Annotated in this window: 24 protein-coding genes; 3 read left to right on the top strand and 21 right to left on the bottom strand. The window is 38.9% G+C overall.

Annotated elements, in window-relative coordinates; genetic code table 11:
- Positions 1-14 precede the first annotated feature (14 nt).
- From murA to EIH20_RS01125, 17 genes are all read right to left on the bottom strand, one after another.
- Positions 15-1,343, bottom strand: a complete 1,329-nt coding sequence (murA, locus tag EIH20_RS01205; protein ID WP_124057536.1) for a UDP-N-acetylglucosamine 1-carboxyvinyltransferase — start codon at positions 1,341-1,343, stop codon at positions 15-17.
- 61 nt (positions 1,344-1,404) lie between these two features.
- Positions 1,405-1,617 (bottom strand): DUF1146 family protein, encoded by a 213-nt coding sequence (locus EIH20_RS01200; protein WP_164470833.1) that lies wholly within the window; start codon positions 1,615-1,617, stop codon positions 1,405-1,407.
- A gap of 246 nt (positions 1,618-1,863) precedes the next feature.
- A complete protein-coding gene (gene atpC, locus EIH20_RS01195) occupies positions 1,864-2,304 on the bottom strand; it encodes an ATP synthase F1 subunit epsilon (protein ID WP_124057534.1) in 441 nt (146 codons plus the stop codon).
- A gap of 17 nt (positions 2,305-2,321) precedes the next feature.
- Complete coding sequence (gene atpD, locus EIH20_RS01190) at positions 2,322-3,779, bottom strand: F0F1 ATP synthase subunit beta (protein WP_124057533.1); 1,458 nt, start codon at positions 3,777-3,779, stop codon at positions 2,322-2,324.
- 18 nt (positions 3,780-3,797) lie between these two features.
- Complete coding sequence (gene atpG, locus EIH20_RS01185; RefSeq protein ID WP_124057532.1) at positions 3,798-4,724, bottom strand: ATP synthase F1 subunit gamma; 927 nt, start codon at positions 4,722-4,724, stop codon at positions 3,798-3,800.
- A gap of 21 nt (positions 4,725-4,745) precedes the next feature.
- On the bottom strand, positions 4,746-6,260 hold the full coding sequence (gene atpA / locus EIH20_RS01180) for a F0F1 ATP synthase subunit alpha (protein WP_124057531.1): 1,515 nt from the start codon (positions 6,258-6,260) through the stop codon (positions 4,746-4,748).
- A gap of 11 nt (positions 6,261-6,271) precedes the next feature.
- Positions 6,272-6,778, bottom strand: a complete 507-nt coding sequence (locus EIH20_RS01175; protein ID WP_124057530.1) for a F0F1 ATP synthase subunit delta — start codon at positions 6,776-6,778, stop codon at positions 6,272-6,274.
- Entirely contained in the window at positions 6,775-7,281 is a 507-nt protein-coding gene (gene atpF, locus EIH20_RS01170; protein ID WP_124057529.1) for a F0F1 ATP synthase subunit B, read from the bottom strand. The genes EIH20_RS01175 and atpF overlap by 4 nt, the downstream gene beginning before the upstream one ends.
- 36 nt (positions 7,282-7,317) lie before the next feature.
- The gene (gene atpE / locus EIH20_RS01165; protein ID WP_124057528.1) at positions 7,318-7,530 is read right to left on the bottom strand and encodes a F0F1 ATP synthase subunit C; all 213 of its coding nucleotides are present in this window, start codon (positions 7,528-7,530) and stop codon (positions 7,318-7,320) included.
- A 33-nt stretch (positions 7,531-7,563) separates the two neighbouring features.
- A complete protein-coding gene (gene atpB, locus EIH20_RS01160; RefSeq protein ID WP_124057527.1) occupies positions 7,564-8,283 on the bottom strand; it encodes a F0F1 ATP synthase subunit A in 720 nt (239 codons plus the stop codon).
- 390 nt (positions 8,284-8,673) lie between these two features.
- Complete coding sequence (locus EIH20_RS01155; RefSeq protein ID WP_124057526.1) at positions 8,674-9,879, bottom strand: hydroxymethylglutaryl-CoA synthase; 1,206 nt, start codon at positions 9,877-9,879, stop codon at positions 8,674-8,676.
- A 131-nt stretch (positions 9,880-10,010) separates the two neighbouring features.
- Entirely contained in the window at positions 10,011-11,258 is a 1,248-nt protein-coding gene (locus EIH20_RS01150) for a hydroxymethylglutaryl-CoA reductase, degradative (RefSeq protein ID WP_124057525.1), read from the bottom strand.
- 71 nt (positions 11,259-11,329) lie between these two features.
- Positions 11,330-11,968 (bottom strand): uracil phosphoribosyltransferase, encoded by a 639-nt coding sequence (gene upp / locus EIH20_RS01145; RefSeq protein WP_124057524.1) that lies wholly within the window; start codon positions 11,966-11,968, stop codon positions 11,330-11,332.
- Between the two features lie 53 nt (positions 11,969-12,021).
- Positions 12,022-13,041 carry an L-threonylcarbamoyladenylate synthase gene (locus EIH20_RS01140; protein WP_124057523.1) on the bottom strand — a complete coding sequence of 340 codons (1,020 nt, stop codon included), beginning with the start codon at positions 13,039-13,041 and terminating at the stop codon, positions 12,022-12,024.
- The gene (prmC, locus tag EIH20_RS01135; protein WP_164470832.1) at positions 13,038-13,913 is read right to left on the bottom strand and encodes a peptide chain release factor N(5)-glutamine methyltransferase; all 876 of its coding nucleotides are present in this window, start codon (positions 13,911-13,913) and stop codon (positions 13,038-13,040) included. The genes EIH20_RS01140 and prmC overlap by 4 nt, the downstream gene beginning before the upstream one ends.
- Complete coding sequence (gene prfA / locus EIH20_RS01130) at positions 13,897-14,976, bottom strand: peptide chain release factor 1 (RefSeq protein ID WP_124057521.1); 1,080 nt, start codon at positions 14,974-14,976, stop codon at positions 13,897-13,899. The genes prmC and prfA overlap by 17 nt, the downstream gene beginning before the upstream one ends.
- A gap of 30 nt (positions 14,977-15,006) precedes the next feature.
- Positions 15,007-15,588, bottom strand: a complete 582-nt coding sequence (locus tag EIH20_RS01125; protein ID WP_124057520.1) for a thymidine kinase — start codon at positions 15,586-15,588, stop codon at positions 15,007-15,009.
- Between the two features lie 206 nt (positions 15,589-15,794).
- Here EIH20_RS01125 and EIH20_RS01120 point away from each other — a divergent pair, with 206 nt between their 5' ends.
- Positions 15,795-17,144 (top strand): Mur ligase family protein, encoded by a 1,350-nt coding sequence (locus EIH20_RS01120; protein ID WP_124057519.1) that lies wholly within the window; start codon positions 15,795-15,797, stop codon positions 17,142-17,144.
- A 25-nt stretch (positions 17,145-17,169) separates the two neighbouring features.
- Positions 17,170-17,853, top strand: a complete 684-nt coding sequence (locus EIH20_RS01115) for a type 1 glutamine amidotransferase (RefSeq protein WP_124057518.1) — start codon at positions 17,170-17,172, stop codon at positions 17,851-17,853.
- A gap of 112 nt (positions 17,854-17,965) precedes the next feature.
- Here the strand turns inward: EIH20_RS01115 and EIH20_RS01110 are convergent, their stop codons facing one another.
- From EIH20_RS01110 to EIH20_RS01100, 3 genes are all read right to left on the bottom strand, one after another.
- Complete coding sequence (locus tag EIH20_RS01110) at positions 17,966-18,643, bottom strand: DUF554 domain-containing protein (RefSeq protein ID WP_124057517.1); 678 nt, start codon at positions 18,641-18,643, stop codon at positions 17,966-17,968.
- A gap of 200 nt (positions 18,644-18,843) precedes the next feature.
- Positions 18,844-20,250 (bottom strand): DUF5068 domain-containing protein, encoded by a 1,407-nt coding sequence (locus tag EIH20_RS01105; RefSeq protein ID WP_124057516.1) that lies wholly within the window; start codon positions 20,248-20,250, stop codon positions 18,844-18,846.
- On the bottom strand, positions 20,247-21,503 hold the full coding sequence (locus tag EIH20_RS01100; protein ID WP_124057515.1) for an AI-2E family transporter: 1,257 nt from the start codon (positions 21,501-21,503) through the stop codon (positions 20,247-20,249). Before EIH20_RS01100 ends, EIH20_RS01105 begins: the two co-directional genes overlap by 4 nt.
- A gap of 138 nt (positions 21,504-21,641) precedes the next feature.
- On the opposite strand from EIH20_RS01100, the gene EIH20_RS01095 reads away from it, so the two are divergent.
- The gene (locus EIH20_RS01095; RefSeq protein ID WP_124057514.1) at positions 21,642-22,667 is read left to right on the top strand and encodes a lactonase family protein; all 1,026 of its coding nucleotides are present in this window, start codon (positions 21,642-21,644) and stop codon (positions 22,665-22,667) included.
- A gap of 71 nt (positions 22,668-22,738) precedes the next feature.
- Here EIH20_RS01095 and pcp read toward each other — a convergent pair whose 3' ends face one another.
- Positions 22,739-23,386, bottom strand: coding sequence for a pyroglutamyl-peptidase I (gene pcp / locus EIH20_RS01090; RefSeq protein WP_124057513.1), 648 nt, complete (start codon positions 23,384-23,386; stop codon positions 22,739-22,741).
- Positions 23,387-23,397 lie beyond the last annotated feature (11 nt).

Raw genomic sequence — 23,397 nt, 5'->3', positions numbered from 1 at the left:
CCGCCTTTCGCTGCTTAAGCTAAGACAGTAGAAACCATGGCCGTTGGCACTTCACTGGTCATGTGGAAAACTTGTCCTTTAGATGTATCGATTCGTTGGACATTTGCACCTAAGTTGGCTAATTTTTCATGGAATTTGTAATAGCCACGGTCTAAATATTTCAATTCAGATACACGGGTAATGCCTTTCGCTGTTAAACCAGCAATAATTAAAGCAGCTGCTGCCCGTAAATCAGTCGCTTTGACACTAGCGCCAGTAAATTGGTTTGGACCATACATAATCACCGTTTGACGATCCACAGTAAATTTACCGCTCATCCGTCTTAATTCTTCAAAATGCATAAAGCGATTCTCAAAGACTGTTTCAGTAAGAGCACAAGAACCCGCTGCTAACATTTGCGCAATACTCATTTGAGCTTGCATATCAGTTGGAAAACCAGGATATGGTAATGTCTTCACATCTGTTGCCTGTAATGTTTGAGGGCCTTTAACGCGAATACCGTTGGCAAATTCTTCGAACTCAACGCCCATTTCTCTAAGTTTACTAATTAAAGGTTTATTATGGTCGGCAATCGCACCTTCCACTAACACATCCCCTTGAGTCACAGCCGCAGCAACCATAAAGGTTCCAGCTTCAATGCGGTCAGGAATAATAGAGTGACGTGTACCATGTAAGTTTTCCACGCCTGTAATCCGAATTGTTTCAGTCCCTGCACCGACAATTTGAGCACCCATTTTATTTAAAAAGTTTGCTAAATCAACGATTTCGGGTTCACGAGCAACGTTTTCTAAGATGGTTACACCCTTAGCATGCACGGCTGCCATCATAATATTTTCAGTGGCACCCACGCTTGGAAAGTCTAGATAAATACGCGCTCCCACTAATTGATCAGCTGACGCTTCAACATAGCCAGCCGCACGTTTAATCTTCGCTCCTAAAGCTTCAAAGCCTTTCAAATGCAAATCAATTGGTCGAGTACCGATGGCACAACCACCTGGCATAGCTACTTTAGCATGACCATAACGGGCCAATAGAGGTCCCATTACTACCACTGACGCCCGCATTTTACTTACAAAATCATAATCAGCCGTGGTCACAACTTGTCCACTGGCATCTAAAATCATTTCATTATTTTCTTCATCAAATGTATTCAACACATTAATATTGTTTAATAACTCATTTAGCGTATGAACATCTGAAAGAACTGGAACATTCTCTAGATGGACTTTGCCCGTCTCTGCCAAGATTGAAGCGGCTAAAATCGGAAGCACAGCATTTTTGGCTCCTTCTACTTTGACCACGCCTTCTAGACGGTTGCCACCTTGTACAATGATTTCTTCCATATTCAATTATTCCCCTTTTATCACACGCTATCGTTTTGGAGCGAACGATAGGTCCTATCTTTTAATAAAGAACTTGGGCCAAAATCGATTGGCAAAGTTCAATGATCGTAATCGCAAACGAACCTACGAGATGCCCGACTGCCAAACTCATAAAGACACACAAATAAGGTGCTACATAAGTGTTGGATGAAGAAAAAAATCGTTTCCAGTCAATTTTTAGCATAATTTGAAAGCTTAAAATAATAAAAACCATGCGTACAAATAGTACTGCCATACTATTAAAAAATGTAGACATCGTTTTTCACCTCTCAGTTCCTCGTTTATCATAGCACAAAAACCAAATAAGATAAAACATAAAATAGTTAAGTTTGTGTACTTTGGATTAATTGATGAGACAATGTTGAGTCAAAAGTTGCGTATTTTTTACAAAACATGTTTATAAGTCAATGATTGTTGCTGATAAAACAAAAAAGTTAGAATCGAAAATATTCGATTCTAACTTCACAAATTTTTATCTAAATTAATTTCGACGATGACTACTTACACTAATCATATTTACCGCACGTGCCAAAGCAATTTTAGCTCGTTTGAATGCTTGTGTATCATTATTAGATAAGGCCGTCGCTAAATCAGCTTCTGCTTGAGCTTTATCGACTCTTGCTTGAGCTTCATCAATATCACGCGCTCGAAAAGCCGAATTTGAGGTGATTTCGCAAATATTATTACGCATTTCCAAGACACCACCGTTTACCGCAATATAATCTTCACGATCATCATCAGTTGCCCTTCTTACTTTCACGGCACTAATATCTAGAGCAACAAGAATAGGGGCATGATTAGGAAGGATGGTTAAACCACCATCAACTGAATGAACACTGCAGGCATAGGCATGATGGGAATAAACTTGTCCTCGTGGCGAATAGATATTGACTTGCATCTTGTTTTTTTCTTGTTCAGCCATTGGAGCCCTTCTTTCTCTTAATCAAGCCCAGCGGGAACTTCAGTACCTAATTTTTTAGCTTTTTCAATCGCTTGGCCAATATTACCTACGTTACGGAAAGCTTCTTCAGGTAACATGTCATATTTACCTTCAATAATTCCTTCAAACCCGTGTAAGGTTTCTTCAATAGTAACGAATGAACCTGGAATACCCGTAAAGGCCTCAGCTACGTGGAAGTTTTGTGACAAGAAGAATTGTATACGTCGTGCACGACTTACAATGGTTTTCTCTTCATCACTAAGTTCTTCAATCCCTAAAATAGCAATAATATCTTGCAATTCACGGTAACGTTGAAGAATGGTTTGTACACGACGGGCTACGTTATAATGGCGAATACCCACAATTTCTTCAGATAACGCACTTGAAGACGAAGCTAAAGGATCCACCGCTGGATAAATCCCTTGCTCAGTCAAACGACGCTCTAAGTTGGTCGTTGCATCTAAGTGAGCAAAAGTTGTAGCCGGCGCGGGGTCTGTGTAATCGTCGGCTGGTACATACACAGCTTGGATTGACGTAATTGAACCATTCTTAGTGGACGTAATCCGCTCTTGCATGGCACCCATTTCACTGGCTAGCGTTGGTTGATATCCCACTGCCGAAGGCATCCGACCTAAGAGAGCAGAAACTTCAGAACCTGCTTGCGTAAACCGGAAAATATTGTCAATGAAAAGCAATACATCTTGATTTAATTCATCACGGAAATATTCTGCCATCGTTAAACCTGTCAAAACAACCCGCATTCTGGCACCAGGCGGTTCATTCATCTGCCCAAAGACCATGGCTGTTTTCTTATTTACACCAGATTCACGCATTTCAAAGACCAGATCATTCCCTTCACGAGTCCGTTCTCCGACACCAGTGAAGACAGAAATTCCGCCTAATTGTTCAGCAATATTATGAATCAACTCTTGAATTAAAACGGTTTTACCAACCCCTGCACCACCAAAGAGACCAATCTTACCCCCTTTGATATACGGAGCCAATAAATCAATAACCTTTATACCCGTTTCTAAAATTTCGTAATTAGCACTTAATTCATCATATTTAGGTGCTTCACGGTGAATACTTTTCTTTTCCATTTCAGCGCTAACAGGACCTAAGCCATCAATAGGGGTTCCCAAAACGTTAAATACTCGTCCCAGGGTTTCTTCACCTACAGGTACACGAATAGGTAATTCGGTATCAATAACAGTCATTCCACGTTGCAAACCATCGGTTGATTCCATAGCGATGGTCCGAACACTCCCCTCACCTAATTCTAAGGCAACCTCAAGAGTAATAACTGCTTCAATTTCAATATCTTCTAATTCGGCTTTTGGATCAATGACTTGTTTGGTAACAATTAAGGCATGATGGATATCAGGAACGCCCTTTTCGATTGGGAAGGTAACGTCTACCACGGGTCCAATGACTTGTTCTACTTGACCTATTCTCATCTAATAATCACCCTCCTCTTACTTTAGCGCGTTAGCGCCACTAATAATTTCAATAATCTCATTTGTAACTTTTAATTGACGCTGTTGATTATACGTTTGTTTTAATTGAGCAATCATTTCGTTCGCATTTTCAGTCGCACTGCTCATCGCATTCATCCGACTTCCATGTTCGGCCGTTTTAGCATCGATAATAGCACCATAAATTTGACTTTCAGCATATTGAGGTAGCAAAACATCAAGTAGTTCTTCTTCAGAGGGCTCCACTAAATAATCATAAGTTAAATGCCGTGAATCTGTTTCTTCATCTTCTTCGATATCAAGTTCCGTTAACGGCAAGACTTGATCTGCCCGGAACTGTAAGGTTGCTGCGTTCACATGGTGATTGTAGCAAACATATAAGGCATCAAATACTTGGCGTTTGAACAAATCCACTGCCTTTTTAACAATCGATTGGACTTCCATAAATTCTGGACGATCAGATACACCGTGTAATTCATAGGCTACTTCATAGCCTTCATCACGACAATATTTGGCAATCGGCTCACCAATTGCTAAGACAACTACTTCATCTTTTGATTTATGATCCTGGGTTAACATTTGGTGCGTTGATTTAATTACCGATGAGTTATATGAACCCGCCAATCCTTTATCCGATGAAATAATTAAGTAACCCGTCTTCTTAATTGGTCTGGTCACTAACATATCGTGAAAGTCTACATAGTTGGTTTCACTTTCTTGAATCGGCTCACCTTCACTTAAAAGGTCCAATTGCGACTTCGCAACATGGGCTACCATTTTACGGACTCGTTCGGCATATAAAAAATATGTCTTGGCATCTTGAGCCATGCGATTGTATTTAGCGGCAGAGACCATGCGCATCGCATTGGTAATTTGGGCCGTCTTGGATGTAGAATCGATCCGTTTTTTTAATTCATTTAATGACATAACGTGCCCTCATTTCTCTCCTTAAAATTCCATTTTGGCGGCCGCATTAGACGCCGGACGGAATTGACTGGTGTATTCTTCTAAAATGTTATCCATCAATTCTTCTTCAGGAAGTGCTTGATGACGAACAATATCATGTAATACAACATCATAATGTGTTTCTAAAAATTCATATAAGCCGTCCTCATAGTCAGAAACAGACTCTATAGGAATCGAATCTAAGAAACCATGAGTTAAAGCATATAAAACGACAATTTGTTTTTCAACATCTAAGGTCTTATGCAAACGTTGTTTTAATACTTCGATGGTGCGTCGACCACGGTTTAATTTCTGTTGAGTAGCCGCATCTAAATCTGAACCAAATTGAGTAAAGGCTTCGAGTTCCCGGAAACTTGCTAAATCAATCCGCAAGGTACCAGATACTTGTTTCATTGGTTTTAATTGAGCTGAACCACCTACCCGTGATACAGATAGACCCGCATTAATTGCCGGGCGAACGCCTGAGAAGAATAAATCACTCTCTAGGAAGATTTGTCCGTCAGTAATCGAAATAACATTGGTTGGAATATAAGCTGAAATATCACCAGCTTGTGTTTCAACAATCGGTAAGGACGTCAATGATCCGCCACCCAATTCTTCCGATAATTTTGCTGAACGTTCTAGCAAACGTGAATGGAGATAGAAAACATCCCCTGGATAAGCTTCCCGACCCGGCGGACGACGAAGTAGCAAACTCATTTCCCGGTAAGCTGCTGCTTGTTTTGATAAATCATCATAAACAACCAAAACATGTTTACCCTCATACATAAACTCTTCTCCAATAGCAGTTGCTGCATAAGGAGCTAAGTAAAGTAATGGAGCTGGGTGGGAAGCTGATGCTGTCACCACTACAGAATATTCTAAGGCCCCATATCGTTCTAACGTTGATACAATATTTTTAACAGTTGATTCTTTTTGCCCGATAGCAACATAAATACAGATGACATCTTTGCCTTTTTGATTCAGGATTGTATCAATAGCTAAAGTTGTCTTACCTGTCTTACGGTCACCAATAATTAATTCCCGTTGGCCACGACCAATTGGAACTAAAGCATCGATGGCTTTAATACCCGTTTGTAAAGGTTGCTTTACACTTTGACGATCCATAATTCCAGGTGCTTCAGCCTCTACTGGGCGAGTTTTACGCGCGCCTAATTCACCTAACCCGTCTAATGGGCGACCAAGTGGATCGACGACTCGTCCTAATAATTCTTTACCTACCGGAACTTCCATAATACGCCCTAATCGGCGTACTAAATCACCTTCATGGATATTAACATATTCCCCAAAGACAATAATACCAACATCATTGGACTCAAGGTTTTGCACCATTCCAATCGAACCATTGGCAAATTCCACCATTTCAGAAACCATGACATTTTCTAACCCTACGGCTCGGGCAATACCATCCCCGATATAAGTCACCGTTCCAATTTCTTCAATATGTTCTTTTGATTGAAAGTAGCGAATTTGATGGCGCAATCTTTCTTCTAACATTTCGGAACTCACTATTTCTCATCTCCCTGCATCCAACTTTTACTCATAAACTGATGCAATTCTCGTAAGGTTTTTTGACCCGTTAATTCATAATAAAATGAATCACTCTGTAAACGCACCCCTGTTAACAATGAGGGATCGGTTACAGTAGTAATACGCCGAATTGGGCGTTGACATTTCTCCATAAATTTACGCACGATTCGTTCCTTTTGCTCATCAGTTAAAGGAACAGCGCTAGTAATCATCAAACTTTCAGTTTTGTCTTCGTCAATAATAGAACTATGACCTTTTTGACGGTCAGTAATATCCTCCATCAATTTAGCCACTAAATCATTCTCATAATTTGTTCGATTAATATCACGAACAACTTCTTTATTAACTGAATTTTGAAGATGTTGACTCATCTTTTTAACCGCTTTTGATAAGCGTTCAGTCTGAATTTTTTGAAGTAATTCATCTTCAACTTGTTTTGGTCGAGTTACGGCATCTTGCATATTTTGCATTTCTTCCGGCATCATAATTCATCCATCCCTTTAATGAAATCTTCAACAAGACGGGCATAGTCATCATTGTTGATCTCTCTTTGGACAATTTTTTCTGCAATCTCGATAGAAATATCGGTTAATTCGTTCTTCATATCATTCAACATGCGTCGACGTTCCATTTCGATATCTTTTTGGGCGGCCTCTTGCATGCGAACGACTTCATCCTTAGCTTCTTTCAGCATATTATCTTGAATTTGTAAGGCTTGTTTTTTTGCTTGCAAGATAATTTGAGTCGCTTCAGCCCGAGCATCTTTTAACTTAATTTGAGCTTCTTTATTCATTTCAAAGCTATCTTTCTTAGCTTTGGCCGCTGACTCCAAATCATTTTTAACGATTGTTTCGCGCTTAATGAGAATTTCCATTAAAGGACCCCATGCATACTTTTTAACGATTAATAACAATAAAATAAACGCTATTAGGGTCACTAAAGTATGGCCCAATGAAGTATTCTCGCTAGCCAATATTAGATAGTTCATATTAAACTTCCTCCGTCCCTAAGCTACTTGGGTTGCTTATCTGAAAACTAACAAGAAGGCAATAACGACTGCCATAATTGGGATTGCTTCAATCAATCCAACACCAAGAAACATTGTCATTCTTAATTTTCCATCTAATTCTGGTTGGCGAGCAATTGATTCAATTGTTTTTGAAATAACCATACCATTCCCAATAGAGGCACCTAAAGCGGCGATAGATACTGCGATAGCAGCTGCGATTCCATTCATAATTAATAAACTCCTTTAAATATTTATTGAGCCTTATTCATGCTCTGCTTCAACTTTATGCGATAAGTAAACCATGGTTAGTGTTACAAAGATATAGGCTTGAATGCCGCCAATAAATACCGAAAATCCTTGCCAGATAATCTGCATCGGTAGACCGACCAGCCAAGTAACTACCCCGACTTGATTAGCCATCGTAGCAATGAGCTTTAATAAGACTTCCCCAGCGAAAATATTTCCGTAAAGGCGTAAAGCCAACGTTAGTGTATTCGTAAACTCTTCCACTAACTTTATCGGAAGCAACATCTTAGAAGGCATTAAATAACTATTAACAATATAGTTTTTAAAGCCCATTTTTTCTACTCCAAGATAATGTGATAAAAGAATCATTAACAGAGCTAATGATAAACACACTACCGGATCGGCTGTCGGGCTTCGCCAGTAAGAGAAATCACTGATATCTAATAGTAAAGGTAAACCCAACATATTAGATACAAAAACAAACAACAATAGTGTCAGTCCTAATAACTGATACATTTGTGAATGTTTATCGGTTATGGCCCCACCAACAACACCACGGATAAAATCAACCAACCACTCCAAAAACAACTGTGGTTTAGAAGGATTTTCCACGGAAAGATGGCGAGTACAATACACACATACAGCCCAAATTACTAGGACTGTCACAATCAAAGCAAACAAAGTGTTCAGACTAATAGGCAAGCCCAACACATTGATTATGCGTGATTTTTCCACTTTTCTTAACCTTCCTTCTTCGTTTAGTTCAGTTTATCTAATTGAATCGAGCACCAATTAATCCCATGGATACACTATAACGTATCCGTAGCCTTAAAAAGTGCTCAAAATTCCATTATTAAACTATCAGAGACATTCTAGCACTTTCAAAATAATAAAACAAACCAATAAACCGTTTTCAAACAAACCTCGATTTCTAATTAAAAATATAGTATAAAATTGAAACGTAATATAATAATACGTAACAACAAACTCTTGGTTTTTCTAACATTGACCGAATTAAAATATTATTATTTTTTGAAAGTTATATTTCTATTAAAATAATATTTAATCAAATATTTGGTTTCAAAACAAAAATAGTCCGGATCAGATTCCGGACTAAATTTATTATTAATGACGGTCGACGAATTGATATTGGCGACGATGATGATCAACATGAGTTAAATAAAAACCGGATCTTTTAGGGAAATCACTAATTTCAAAAACATCATCTGTTTGAGGTACTTTTTCCATAAAGATGCGTTCATAATCTTCAATCGACAAGGCTTGCCGCGTTTCTAACTGATTCAAAATAGTTTCTTGATCGATGACTTCTTTAGCGCCAGGAACCCACTCACCAAAGACAAGTTCGCCTACAGCACCTGAACCATACGAAAACAATGCAACTTTACCCGTTAACTCTGCTTCTTGTGCATAAACAAGATAGGATATTAAACTTAAAAACATTGAACCCGTGTATATATTACCCACTTGTTTATTCAGGGTAATACTTGCTGGATAAGCTTGTCGCCATTTTTCTAGTAACTGACTTTTCTCCTGAACGGTTAGGACCGATGATTCATCAATTTCAAAAGCATCTAAAGCTTTTTTACCCATTTTGGTAAAAGGTAAATGAAAAATAATAGCCTTTAATTCTTTTACGGATTCTGGCATTTTCACTTCAGCTTGGTGCATAATTGCATTGAATACAGACTGATAGATTCCAATCGAGTATTTTCCATCAACCAATGCCACATCCGAATAATGAGGCCGCCAAAAATCAAATTGATTAGTTGTATAGCTAATCGATGACATATCAAGGGCTAAAATACGTGGATTTGCAGAAATCAAGAGGGCCACAGCCCCAGCTCCTTGAGTAGCTTCGCCTGAAGTTGACAAGCCATAACGAGCTATATCCGCCGCAATGACTAAAACCTTACGGTCTGGACGCAAACGAACATAATCGCAAGCCATCTGTAAAGCTGCCGTAGCACCATAACATGCCTGTTTTATTTCAAAAGACTTCGCAAACGGTTGAATCCCTAGTAATTCATGTAGATAGGTTGAACTAGATTTAGAAAAATCCAACCCAGATTCGGTACCAAAAATAATTTGATCAATTTGTTCGCGATCTTCTTTGGTTAGAATATGGTTCGCGGCATTAGCAGCCATCGAAACAACATCTTCACAGACCATGGGCACTGCCATCTTTTCTTGACCAATACCAATAATTAGTTTGTTAGGGTCGATTCCACGAGCTTGAGCCAAGTCTTTCATATCTAAATAATTATATGGAACATGTAACCCTATTTTATCAATACCAACTGTCTTATTCACGATACCCTCCATTTTGCTACTAATTTCTCGTCAAAATTAAATCTTTATTAGAATGATTATTGAGACTTTAATTTATCACGTTGCCTGCAGTAGCGCAAGATTAATCCAGTTTTTTCAAAGAAAAGACTCAATTATTTCGCTCTAATTTTGATTAATAATTCTTTAGCTAAACTACTGTTTATCGCTTTATGTTGACTTAGTTCTTGAACTAAAAGAGGAACTTCATCAATTTCAGCACCAACTTGTAGAGCAAGACTACGCGCTTGCATGGTCATATGACCTTTTTGAATTCCTTCAGTAACTAAGGCTCGAATGGCTGCAAAATTCTGAGCCAAGCCTAAAGCCGCAACAATGCGTGACAAGGTCTTCGCATCAGGTTGTTTCAACAAGCTTAATGACCAACGGGCAATGGGATGAATTGAAATCGTTCCTCCCACACTGCCAAGCATTAATGGTAATTCAATTTTTCCTAATAATTGCTTCGTTTTTTCGTCATAAGTCCATTGAGTCAAGGCTTGATAACGTCCACTCCGCGATGCATGAGCATGCACACCCGCTTCAACTGCTCGCGTATCATTGCCTGTCGCTAATACTAAAGCATCAATACCGTTCATAATTCCCTTGTTATGAGTAACAGCTCGATAAGGATCAATCATGGCATAACGACTAGCCTGCTCGATTTGATTAGCAATTGCCAAGGCTAATTGTGGATCAGCATTTAAACGGTCTAATGGAATTTGGCATTCAGCTGCGAACAAAGCATGGGTTCCATGATTAGATAAAATCGACATCAAAGCTGGATAACCGGTCACGTGTTCAATCGTTGGGGTAATATTTTCCAAAACGGTATTCATAACATTAGCCCCCATCGCATCGCACGGATCCAAGGCGATATAGATCGTTACAAAATAATCCGTTTGATCGCGGAATTTTTTAAACCAAATCTTCCGCAAACCTCCACCGCGAGCGACCATATTGGGACAATTACGGGCTGCGATATCTAATAGAAAGTCGGCAATTGCTTCTAATTTCTCAATAATCGCATCCGGATTAGTGACCTGAGGAATCACGACTTGACCAACTAATTCGCGTGAAATGATCCTAGTCTGAATATCACCCAGGATTTTACCAGCTAAACTAGCTGCCGCAATGACTGATGGTTCTTCAGTCACCATAGGCAAAACATATTCTTGACTATCAATGACAAAATTGGGCGCTAGGCCCAAAGGTAATTGATAATTAAAAACATAATTTTCAATCATTTGATTGGCAATGGTTGAATCTAGTTGCGGTACCTCCACTGGTATCCAGTCATTTTCTTGTAATAGATTAAGTCGTTCTTGTGGCGTTTTCAAATAAAACTTACTAAATTTTGCCATCTATTTTTCTCCTCTAAAATCAAAAGCGAACACGTCTCAACTAGTGGAAACGGTTCGCAGGATGATTGGTCTTATTTAGTTCCGAAAATTCGGTCGCCAGCGTCCCCTAAACCAGGTAAGATATAGCCGTTTTCGTTTAAACGTTCATCAAGAGCGGCTGCATAAATGTCAACATCAGGATGCGCAGCTTGTAACGCTTTGATTCCTTCCGGTGCCGCTACTAAGCAAGCAAAAGTAATATTATTTGGATCAACGCCATATTTTTGAGTTAATAAATCCAAAGCGCAGATAGCTGAACCGCCGGTAGCTAACATAGGGTCCACTACAAAAAGACGACGTTCTTTAATATCCTGAGGGAATTTGGCAAAGTATTCAACTGGTTCTAAGGTATCGTGATCGCGATACATCCCAATGTGACCAACACGAGCGGCTGGAACCAAATCTAGAATGCCATCAACCATGCCTAAACCAGCTCGTAAAATTGGAATAATAGCTAATTTTTTACCTGATAAGCGTTTTTGGGTACATTTAACAAGAGGTGTCTCAATGACGACATCTTCTAAAGGCAAGTCCCGTGTAATTTCATAAGCCATAAGCATGCCAATCTCGTTAGTGACTTCACGGAAAATCTTAGTATTAGTATTTTTATCCCGAATAATTGTTAATTTGTGTTGGATTAATGGATGATCCATAATTACCATTTTTGCCATGTATATTCCCCCTATAATTCTTTAACATTTGCTTAAAAACAAAATTTTTTTCATTATAACATAGATTCGGCCGCTTTGCTTAACCGATTCATATAGGCATGCGCGGCTTCATTTTCCAAATCATCAAAAGTCTGGACAAGGATGACGCTTGCCTCACTCGCTTCCAAAGCGCGTAAACCAGCAAATAAATTGGCTGTAGCAGCAGCGATATCTCCTACCGGACCCAAATTATAATGAGCTACTAGATTAGCTGATGATAAAGTCTGCAAAATCGCTTGATCAGCCAAAATAGCCACGTGTTCAAATTTATTTACAAAGATATGCCATTGGCTAATACTAGCGTTAGCCGGAATCATATATACAGGTTGCTTTGGACTGTAGTGTCGATATTTTACGCCAGGAGAAAGGACTTCCGGTCGAGCTAATTGTTCTCGAGCTGATACCTCTTCTACAGGATAACCCAAGCTGGCTAACATTGACTGAGTAATAGCCCCCGGACGCAAAATTAAAATACGATCCTCTTGCGGCAAGACCACTGTCGATTCAACCCCAATCTCAACCGGCTTACTGGGCTGAATAACGCCTGCAATTTGACCATCAAAGTCATGTATGACGTGTTCAATAAGTGTTGGACTTGGCTTACCGGACCGATTGGCACTAGGACCTACCATAGGAAAACCTACCATTTCAATCATCAACAGAGTCTCTAAGCTTTTAGGCATACGGACGGCTACGCTATTTTTCCCTCCCGTTACGTTGCTAGGCAAGATATTAGCTTTAAGTGGGAAAATAATCGTTAAAGGCCCGGGCCAAAAACGTTCCATTAGGGCTTGTGCTAAAGGCGAGATAGATTCGGCCACTAATTCTACATCCTTCGGCTTAGCCACATGGACAATTAATGGGTTGTCAGACGGGCGCCCTTTAGCTTCAAAGACTTTTGCCACTGCTTCTTGATTATTAGCTATAGCACCTAAACCAAAGACCGTTTCAGTTGGAAAAGCAACAAGCTCACCCGAACGAACCCAAGCTGCGGCTTCTTTAAGGGTTTGATAATCAAATACGTGTGTTTTCATCGCTTTTCCTCCTTCTTATATTCCATAAATACATAACGATCATGCCCAGCCAAATCTTCTTGTTTCCAAATTTTTTGACCAGGAAAGTGTTGATTTAACAAAGCCATAACTGCTTGAGCTTGACGGAAGCCAATTTCGAGGCCCAGAAAAGCTTGATCATTTAAAAAATCCTTAGCCTGACTGATTATGGCTTGATAGATAGCTAAACCATCCTGTTCAGCGAATAAAGCTTGGTGGGGTTCAAATTTTATTACAGATTCATCCATCAATTTGATTTCATCTTGGGCGATATAGGGTGGATTTGATAGTATCACATCAAATGTATGACCCTTTATTTCATCAAAGAGATCACTTAAATACCAATCAATTTGAACGCAGTGAGTCTGCCCATTTTCTTTAGCAACCGCTAGAGCTGTTGAAGAAATATCGCTTGCTATCACCTTTAAATGCGGGAAACGTTTCGCCATACTGATGGCAATGATCCCTGAACCAGTCCCTATATCGAGCAAGCACCCATTATATTTATCATTATCGCTAATATATGCACTTGCTTGTTGAACTAAGCCAAAAGTATCCTCACGTGGAATCAATGTTGCTGGACTTACCTTAAAACGCAGACCATCAAAATCTTCGTATCCCAAAATATATTGTAGAGGTTCATCCTTTGCAATTCGTTCAATGACCTTTTGAAAATAAAGGAGATCCTGGTCTGAAACAGGCTCTGACAAGGATCGAACCAATTGCGTCAAATCCCAATCAAACGCTCGTAGCCAATATTGGCGAACCAAACCAGGGTCCTTATCGTTTTCTGCCAAAAAAATTGAAGCTCGATTAAGAGCTTCAACCAGGGTCCGACTAGATTTGAGGTCCATTAAGTTCCTCCAATTTTTGCGTTTGATCATATAAGACCAAGGCATCGACAATTTCATCTAATTTCCCTGAAAGAATATTATCCAATTGTTGGATAGTCAAACCAATCCGATGGTCTGTCACCCGGTTCTGAGGAAAATTATATGTACGAATTCGTTCCGAACGGTCACCCGTACCGACAGCTAATTTACGGTTAGCATCATATTCGGATTGAGCTTCATTTTTAATGATGTCGTAGACCCGCGCTCGTAAAACCTTCATAGCTTTTTCACGGTTCTTTAATTGAGACCGTTCATCTTGCATCGCCACGACAGTATTAGTTGGGATGTGGGTCAAACGGACAGCTGATGCCGTCTTGTTGACGTGTTGTCCACCGGCTCCGGAAGCATGGTAGATGTCCACACGGATGTCTTCATCTCGTAAATCTAATTCGACTTCTTCCGCTTCAGGCATCACCACAACGGTCGCTGTAGAAGTGTGAACGCGACCTTGCGATTCGGTTTCTGGTACCCGTTGCACCCGGTGAGCTCCGTTTTCGAATTTCAATTTGCTGTAGACTTTATTCCCGGTAATCATCAGAGTAACTTCTTTATATCCACCGATTCCAGTAATATTGGCATCTAATATCTCTGTTTTCCAACCTTGACTATCCGCATACCGGGTATACATATTTAGAAGATCACCTGCAAATAACTGGGCCTCATCGCCACCCGCTGCTCCGCGAATTTCCATAATGATATTCTTCCCATCATTTTCATCTTCTGGCAGCATCATGAATTTAATTTCTTCTTCAAGACGGGTTTTTTCGTCCTTTAATTCGGATAATTCCATCTTAACCATATCAGCCATGTCAGCTTCTAACGTTTCACCTAACATATCCTCGGCATCAGAAATTTCTTGGTTCACCTGTTTATAGCGCTTAATTTTGGTTACTTTTGGACTGAGATCCGCTTCTTCAATTGTCAATTGACGTAAGCGGTCAGAATCAGCAATCACAGATGGATCGCTAAGTAATTCGTGTAGTTCCTCAAAACGAAAGATTAAGGAATCCAATTGTTCAAACATAACATTCTCCTTTAACTATTCCATTATTAGTTAGATTTGGCGAATTTCGCCAGGATTAAAGTAGCACTTGCGACAAACCGGATAATAGGATTCATTGCCCCCAATTTGAATTTGTTCCCCTTCATAAACAGGTTTGCCATCGGCAATCCGCAAATTCATCGTTGCTTTCTTATGACAGAACCAACAAATGGTTTTAATTTCTTCAATCTTATCGGCATATAACAAGAGATACTTGGAGCCTTCAAAAAGTTCATTTAAGAAATCGTTCTTTAAGCCAAAAGCCATGACAGGGATATTTAATTCATCAACTACGCGTGCGAGTTGCAAAACATGAGCTTTACTTAAAAACTGAGCTTCATCAATCAAGATACAATAACGTTTAGGCGTTAAAGCTTCAATAGTAGTAAATAAATCCATCTCAGGACTAATTGGTATCGCATCCCGTTGAAAACCAATACGACTAGCCACTTTTCCTACTTCTACTCGATCGTCGAGAATACTGGTGAAAATTTGGACGGGCTTATTTTGCTCTTCATAGTTATGGGCCACTTTAATGATTTCAATTGATTTACCACTATTCATTGCGCCATATTTAAAATAAAATTGGGCCATTCCGTTTCCATCACCTTTCTCGGTTGATCTTTTTATTTATTTTCTCAGCTATTCATATTAAAATAATAAAAGCCACTAGTCAATTAGATATCCTGAAACTTGCTGAGTCATAATCAGGAAAGACTTTTCATTCTAGTTAAAGATTGCTAAAATAATTACACTCTTTAAAAATCAAGACTAAAAATTAAATATAAAGGAGCTGTCTTATGTCTATTAAAGGCAAGTTAGCCATCAATGTCGGTCGACTGACACGTTGGGGGTTAACGCGTTTTACTAGGGGAGGATCCAGTTTACCTGGAAAAATAGCGACAATAATTGATGCCAACGTCTTGGCTGAACTCGCTAAAGATTACGATGTAGCCATTGTCACCGGAACCAACGGGAAAACACTTACTACGGCTTTGGCTGTCGAAGCCTTAAAACAGAAGTACGATACAATTGTCACGAACCCGACAGGGTCAAATATGAAACAAGGAATTGTATCAACTTTTCTTGCTGCCCCTAAAGTGGTTGCTGGCCAGCGTGGCCTAGCCATTCTAGAAGTTGATGAAGGGTCGCTCAAACATGTCGTGTCTCACTTAAAGCCTAAGGCCTTTGTTCATACTAATGTTTTTCGCGACCAAATGGACCGTTATGGGGAAATTTATTCGATTTATCGTTTAATGGCCGATGCTGCAAAACAAGCGCCCGAGGCTACCGTTATTGCCAACGGAGATTCGCCTATTTTTAACAGCATTGAACTTCCAAATCCATGCCAATACTTCGGCTTTGATCACCAAGCAGATCAAGAAGTTATTCCCCACTATAATACGGATGGCATCTTATGTTCAAAATGCCAAGCTCAACTGCACTATAAATCAATAACTTACGCAAACTTAGGTAAGTATTACTGTCCAAAATGCGGACATCATCGACCTCAACTAAATTATCGGGTGACGAAGTTAGAGGAACTTGCTCTTACTCATTCCCGGTTCCAAATTGACGGTTTAACTTTCGAGATCCCAGTAGCAGGTCTCTATAATATCTATAATGCCTTGGCTGCCTATAGCCTTGCTCGTTTCTTTGATCTAGAGCCTGAGCAAATTCAAAAGGGGTTCCAAAAAGCTGAACGCGTCTTTGGTCGCCAAGAATTCTTCGAGGTCAACGGCAAGAAGGTCCTACTCAACTTAGTGAAAAACCCTGTTGGCCTAAATCAAGTTCTAGAATTAATTGGATTAGATCAGCATCCTTTCACATTGGTCGCCCTCTTGAATAATCGGTATGCCGATGGAACCGATGTATCTTGGATTTGGGACGGTCACTATGAACAAATTGTAGATTTTCCAATCCAATCCGTGATTACCGGTGGCATGAAAAAAGAAGAAATGACCTTACGCTTAAAAGTAGCTGGTATTTCTCCTGATATAATCCAACAAAAAGAATCCCTCGACGAAATTATAAAAGCTGTTGAAAGTGCCGAAACCGACTATGTCCATATTTTAGCTACCTATACAGCCATGCTTGAATTAAGAAAACTATTATTAGACAAAGGATATTTAACGAAAGTCCCTCGTTAATCTCCCCAAAAAAGGAGTGACCCTCATGCAAAAAACCATTCGTATTTGCCATCTTTATGGTAATTTATTAAACACATACGGAGATAATGGTAACCTCTTGATGATTCAATATTACGCTCGACAAAGTGGCTATCAAGTGGAGACCACTATCGTCAGCCTTGAAGATCACTTCTCTGCTAACGACTATGATATTGTCTTCTTTGGCGGTGGCCAAGACTATGAACAAAAGATCGTCTCTCAAGATATTCAACGTCATCGCGAGGCTTTAAAGACTTATATTGAAAACAATGGCGTCTTATTAGCCATTTGTGGTGGCTTCCAATTATTGGGCCAATATTATGTAGCAGCAGATGGTCAACAAATTAAGGGCCTTAACTTGCTGGATTTTTATACCGAAAGTCAAGATAATCACCGCTTCATTGGTGATATTGAAATCTTTGATGAAATCAACCAAAAAACCTATTATGGATTTGAAAATCATAATGGCATGACGTATCTACAAGGAGATTTACAGGCCCTAGGCAAGGTCATCACTGGCAACGGTAATAACGGTCAAGATAAAACCGAAGGCTTACATTATAAGAATGTCTACGCTTCCTATTTCCACGGACCGCTATTAGTACGAAATGAAGATTTAGCTCAACATCTTGTCCAACTGGCCATCGATCAAATAAATGGCCGTCTTGCAAACAAAACAGAAATTCAATAACAAACTCAACGTAAATTAATTAATAACAAAAAGTCTGAATCCTTTCTGACTAGTATAGACTGTTCTATTTTCTTAACAGTCGCTAGTAAGATTGAATTCAGACTTTATTTTTTTAAAAGAAAAGCATTAATAAAATTGGAAAAAACATAGCTGGAGTAAAATTCAAGATTTTTAATTCAGTAATCTTAAGCATATTCAAACTCAAGCCAATCAGTAAAATTGAACCCACACAAATCATTTCAGCAATGACTTGATCCGTCAAATATGGAGCCATATAGCCGGCTAAAATGATTAAAGAACCTTCAATCACTAAAACGGGAATAGCTGAAAGGACAACTCCTGCCCCTAAAGATGAGGCAAAAAGAACAGTAATAATGCCATCAATAACTGTTTTTGTATACAAGGTCGTATTATCACCTGTCAAGCCACTCTGGAGCGAACCAAGTATGGTTAGCGAACCAATACATAGAAACATAGATGATGCAATCAAACCTTGACCAATATTTTCAAAGCCAGGAATTTGACTAAATCGTTGTTCCAAACGGGCAGCTGAGGTTACAATAAAATGATCGATATCAAGCATTTCACCAACTATGGCCCCAAGAACCATTGATAAAATCATTACTAATGGCTTATCTCCTTGAATGGCTCCTTCAATTCCCAGTGCCATGACACACAAAGCTAAGCCTTGCATTAAGCGCTCATGTAACTTCAAAGGAATCCCTTTTTTTAATAATAAGCCTAAACAAGCCGCTACAGCGACTGTAATAGCATTTACAACTGCACCCACATAGTTACCTCCTTAACACGATATTTCCAGTTTATACGACAAGAAAGTTTGATACAATATTTATGAGTAAATTCTAATATGTTCTCATCAAAGCAAACGAATAAGAAGGCCGAAAATCAGAATGATTTTTGACCTTCTTATTTATTAACTTTCTTCTATTTATTAACAACATACTGAAAATAACCGTCTAAAATATATACTTAATCCGTTTCGGTAGTGGTTGTGTCCGAATTATTTTCTTGGCTTGTTGTTTCCAATTCATCCACGCGATTCAATTGATCGTCAATGAATAATTTTAATGTTGGTATCCATTCAAATTCAACAAAATAAGAATTTTCTGAGACAGCCGCTTGGTCACTGGTTACATTTTGAGTATCATCAGTGCTTTCACTTTGACTAGCTTGATTCTCAATTTGATCAGATTGGACAGGTAAATCTATTTGTAAGGACATTTTTTTATCTTGCCAAACCGTTTGATAATGTTTCTTATCAAGAGCAAATACTTTGATAAAGCGCATACTTTCGCCTGGTTTAACTGCTTGTCCATAAGATTCATTAATCAATACATAATCACTATTAATTGGTTCCCCTTCAATTTCTAAGGTCGCCATGCCATCAACTGGTAAAATAGTCTCTTGGCTTTCATTAATCAATTCAAGCTCGGCTGTGACGATAATCTGACCATAGACAAAGTTTTGGAAAGAGTCTTTATAGGCATCATGGGGTTCAAAATCAGCGATTTCCATCCGTTTTAGTTTTACTTTGAGTCCTTCTTGATTCACTTCTTGATTTAATTCTTCTTGAGCCAAGAGTGTTTTATTCCCCCACCACTCACTAACTAGACGATCTTGAATTAACTTGTCATTTGCTAATATCTGCTGGGACTGTGACTCATTAATCGGTAGGAATAATTTCTGTTCCATTCCAAATTCCGATTGACTGGTTCCAACCAAATCATTTTGATTGGCTTTGGGTGGTACCACAGTCAAATAAAAATACCCGTTTTTATTAATAGTTTGTAGTGAATCTTGGCCTAAACCATAAACCAGATAACCTTCCACTACATCACCGGCTTTTAATAAGCCTTTATTAGCTAAAAGAATCTCGGTAAGATTGCCTGACGATTCTGGGTACAAGGCGCTTGATGGATAAACTTTGGCCGCCGCTTCTTCATAACTTAGGCGCAACTCTTCAATTGGAAAATAAAAATCTTCTTTGGCATTATTTTTGATAGTTGTATGCATTACCACGACTGCTCCGGCTTTAGTCTCATGGTTAAACTCATTTGCTAAACTTTGATCAGCATTATCAGCTTTATAAACGCGTAAATCGTCTACTATTACTTCAAAAGCATTTTGACTCATGTGAAATGCATCTTGTGACTGAAAAAGTGTCGAAGAAACATCTACTTTATCTGCTTTTTTCAAATCGGCTTCTAGTTGATTAAATTCGGGGACAAGTTTTAATTTAGCTTGAGACTTGGTTTCAGAACTCGTGAGTGGCTGATCTTGAGATCCAGTTTCAACCTTTGGTCCACAAGCTGCTAACAGAGTCACACTAGCAAGAGCGACAAGTTTATATATCACTTGTTTGATTTGTTTTTTCATTTATTATCCAACTTTCCAGAGTTTTGCGAGTCATGTTTGGTTTCCTCGATAGTTAGTTGAGGATCTAGGGTCACTTTAGGTGACAGAATGACAGGTGACGTTTCTTCGCTATCATATAAATCCGAATTTTCACGATACCATGAATAAAACTCGGTAACAATTACTTTAATGATTGCATATCCTGGTACACCTAGGATAACTCCCATTAAGCCAAATAATTTCCCCGCTGTAAGGAGCACTAATAAGATTGTCACTGGATGAATCTTCATATTATTTCCTAATACTTGGGGTGCAATGATACGCCCTTCTAAGGTTTGTTCAATCATTAAGGCAATAAGGACTTTTACAACCATCGCTGGAGAGGTTAGTAGCGCTATAATTAAGGCCGGAATAAAGGCAACAAACGACCCCACATAAGGAATGACATTCAACAAACCTGCCATTACGGCCAGAGTCGTAGCATAATCTAGATCAATCACCGAATATTCAATGGCAAAGATCATGCCAACACAAATTCCAACTAAAATTTGCCCCCGAATATATTGCGAAATTTGATAATTACCACGATACATCATTCGCTTAGTTACAGGCCGATATTTAGTCGGTACATGGTACAAAATCGCATCAGGGATTTTATTACTATTTAGAAGTAAATAATATAAAATAATTGGAATGGTAAATAAACCTGTTAGTACTTGTGTAATTGTACCAACGAAAGAACCCAAACCACCAAAGGTAGAGGTTACAAGGTCATTCACCCGCTGGGTTAAACTATTAAAATCAAAATTTTCAATAATTGGTTTGATACTAGCCATTAATTTAGGATTATCCGCAATATAAGGATTCTTTGTAATGGATTTGACCATTATTTCGTAATACGAAGGTAAATTCAAAATAAAACTAGCTGTTTGCTTCTGCAAAACAGGATACAAGGATAAAAGTCCCCAGGTAATCAACAGAATCAAAATAATGAAGATGGCCAAAATAGTCCATGGCCGGCTGATGCCTTCCCGTTCAAAGTGATCGACCAAGGGAACAAACAAATAATAAAGAATTCCAGATGTAATGATTGGAAAGGCCATTAAATTAATAAACTGTCCCACTGGAGAAAATAAATAGGTCAGTTTAGTGAAAATAAATAAATTTACTAGAATTAATAACACAATTAATAAGGAAACCACTACTTGGTTATTTAAAAATAAGGATTGGAACCAACTTTGTCGGGTCGGTATTGGTTTCTTATTCGGATCCATCCTAATCACCTCGCATACTTAGTCACTCTATTTTAGCATACATTTATAAAAAATAAATGAAGCTTTTGGTATTGTTTTCTCACTTCATCCTCAATATTTGTTATAATTAATCTGAAATAAAAAGGAGCGAGTATACCTATGCAAAACTTTATTCTTGGCGGCTATACCAAACGCCTAAATGATGGCCTTTATGAGATTGAATTTGATGAGAGCAAAGCTAAATTTGGTAGCAAACACTTGATTAGCCCTCTTAAACAATCGACTTTCATGACCCTGTCATCAGATAAACGTTATCTGTTTGCTATCCACAAAGGGGATGAAAATAGCGGTATTGTCGCTTTTGAAAAAAAAGACGGACATTGGCATGAAATCGATCGTCTGCTAAATAGCACCATTCCTGGTTGCCATCTTTCATACCGATCCCTCAGTCGCACCATCTATGTATCAAACTATCATTTGGGCCAAATTCAATGCTACCAACTCAAAGAAGACAACAAACTGACCGAACTTACGACTATTCAACATCATGGCTCTAGTATCCATCCTAATCAAAAAAGTCCACATGTGCACTACACTTGTTTGAGCGACGATGAATCCTTGCTCTACGTTTGTGACTTGGGTACGGACCATGTATTAACTTACCAAGTCAATGCTGAAGGTGAATTAAGCCTAAGAGATCAACTGAAATTCCCAGCAGGTACTGGTCCCCGTCATTTAGTCAAACATCCTCACAAAAAATATTATTATGCAATCGGCGAACTAGGGAATACAACGAGCCTACTCAAACCGGATAAACAAGGACGCCTAACCATCGAACAAACTATTCTAAATATCCCAAGTGATCAAGTCCAAGCAAGCGCTGGTTCTGCAATCCGTACGAGTCAGGATGGACGATTCCTTTATGTATCCACTCGCTTCCATAATTCACTTTCTGTTTTTGAAATAAACCAAGAGAACGGTCAATTAAACTTCATTCAATGTATTGAAACGATGGGACAAATCCCTCGGGATTTCTGTCTCGATGCTAGCGACTCATTTGTTTTAGTTCCGCATCAAGACAGCGACTTCATATCAATATTTGAACGAAATCCTGAGACCGGCTTGCTAAAATTTATTCAAAATGATACAAAAGCACCTGAATGTGTATGCATTCTTCCAGTGTAATGCCTCATAATTTAAAAGCTCTATCAGGCTACCTTAAGGCAGCTTGATAGAGCTTTTTTATCAACAATAGTTTAATGAGTGGTTCCACCAATAACTTTTAAGTCCTCTTGATCGTGGTATTCCACAATGGCTTCAATAGCTACTTCAATACCGCGGACAATATCATCCAACGACATTGAAGGTTGATTTGCTTTATCTACAACTTGCTGAGTCATGTATGGGATATGCATGAAACCTGCTTTTGTCCCTTCTAACTCTGTTGCAGCTAAATATAAGCTTTGGTACATAATATGATTGCAAACAAAGGTTCCGGCTGAATTCGACACGGCTGCTGGCAAACCTGCTTGGCGAATGGCTTCTACCATAGCTTTAATAGGTAATGTCGAAAAATATGCGGATTCTCCATCTGCCTGAATGGCCACATCAATCGGTTGATTCCCTTCATTATCAGGGATACGTGCGTCATCCTGATTAATAGCTACTCGTTCTGGAGTTAATTCGGCTCTGCCTCCGGCTTGACCAATATTCAAAATGACATCAGGTCTAACTTCCAAGGCTTTTTCGCGCATAACACGAGCCGATTGATGAAAAACAGTTGGTATTTCTAACTTGATAATTTCAGCGCCTTTAATTGTATTTGGTAATTGTTTAACAGCTTCAATGGCTGGATTGATCGCTTCACCGCCAAATGGGTCAAAACCAGTAACTAAAATTTTCATGTTAATTCCTC

It is taken from the genome of Vaginisenegalia massiliensis (assembly GCF_900604935.1).
Taxonomy (GTDB): Bacteria; Bacillota; Bacilli; order Lactobacillales; family Aerococcaceae; genus Vaginisenegalia; species Vaginisenegalia massiliensis.
This window is presented reverse-complemented; position numbering and strand designations above follow the sequence as displayed.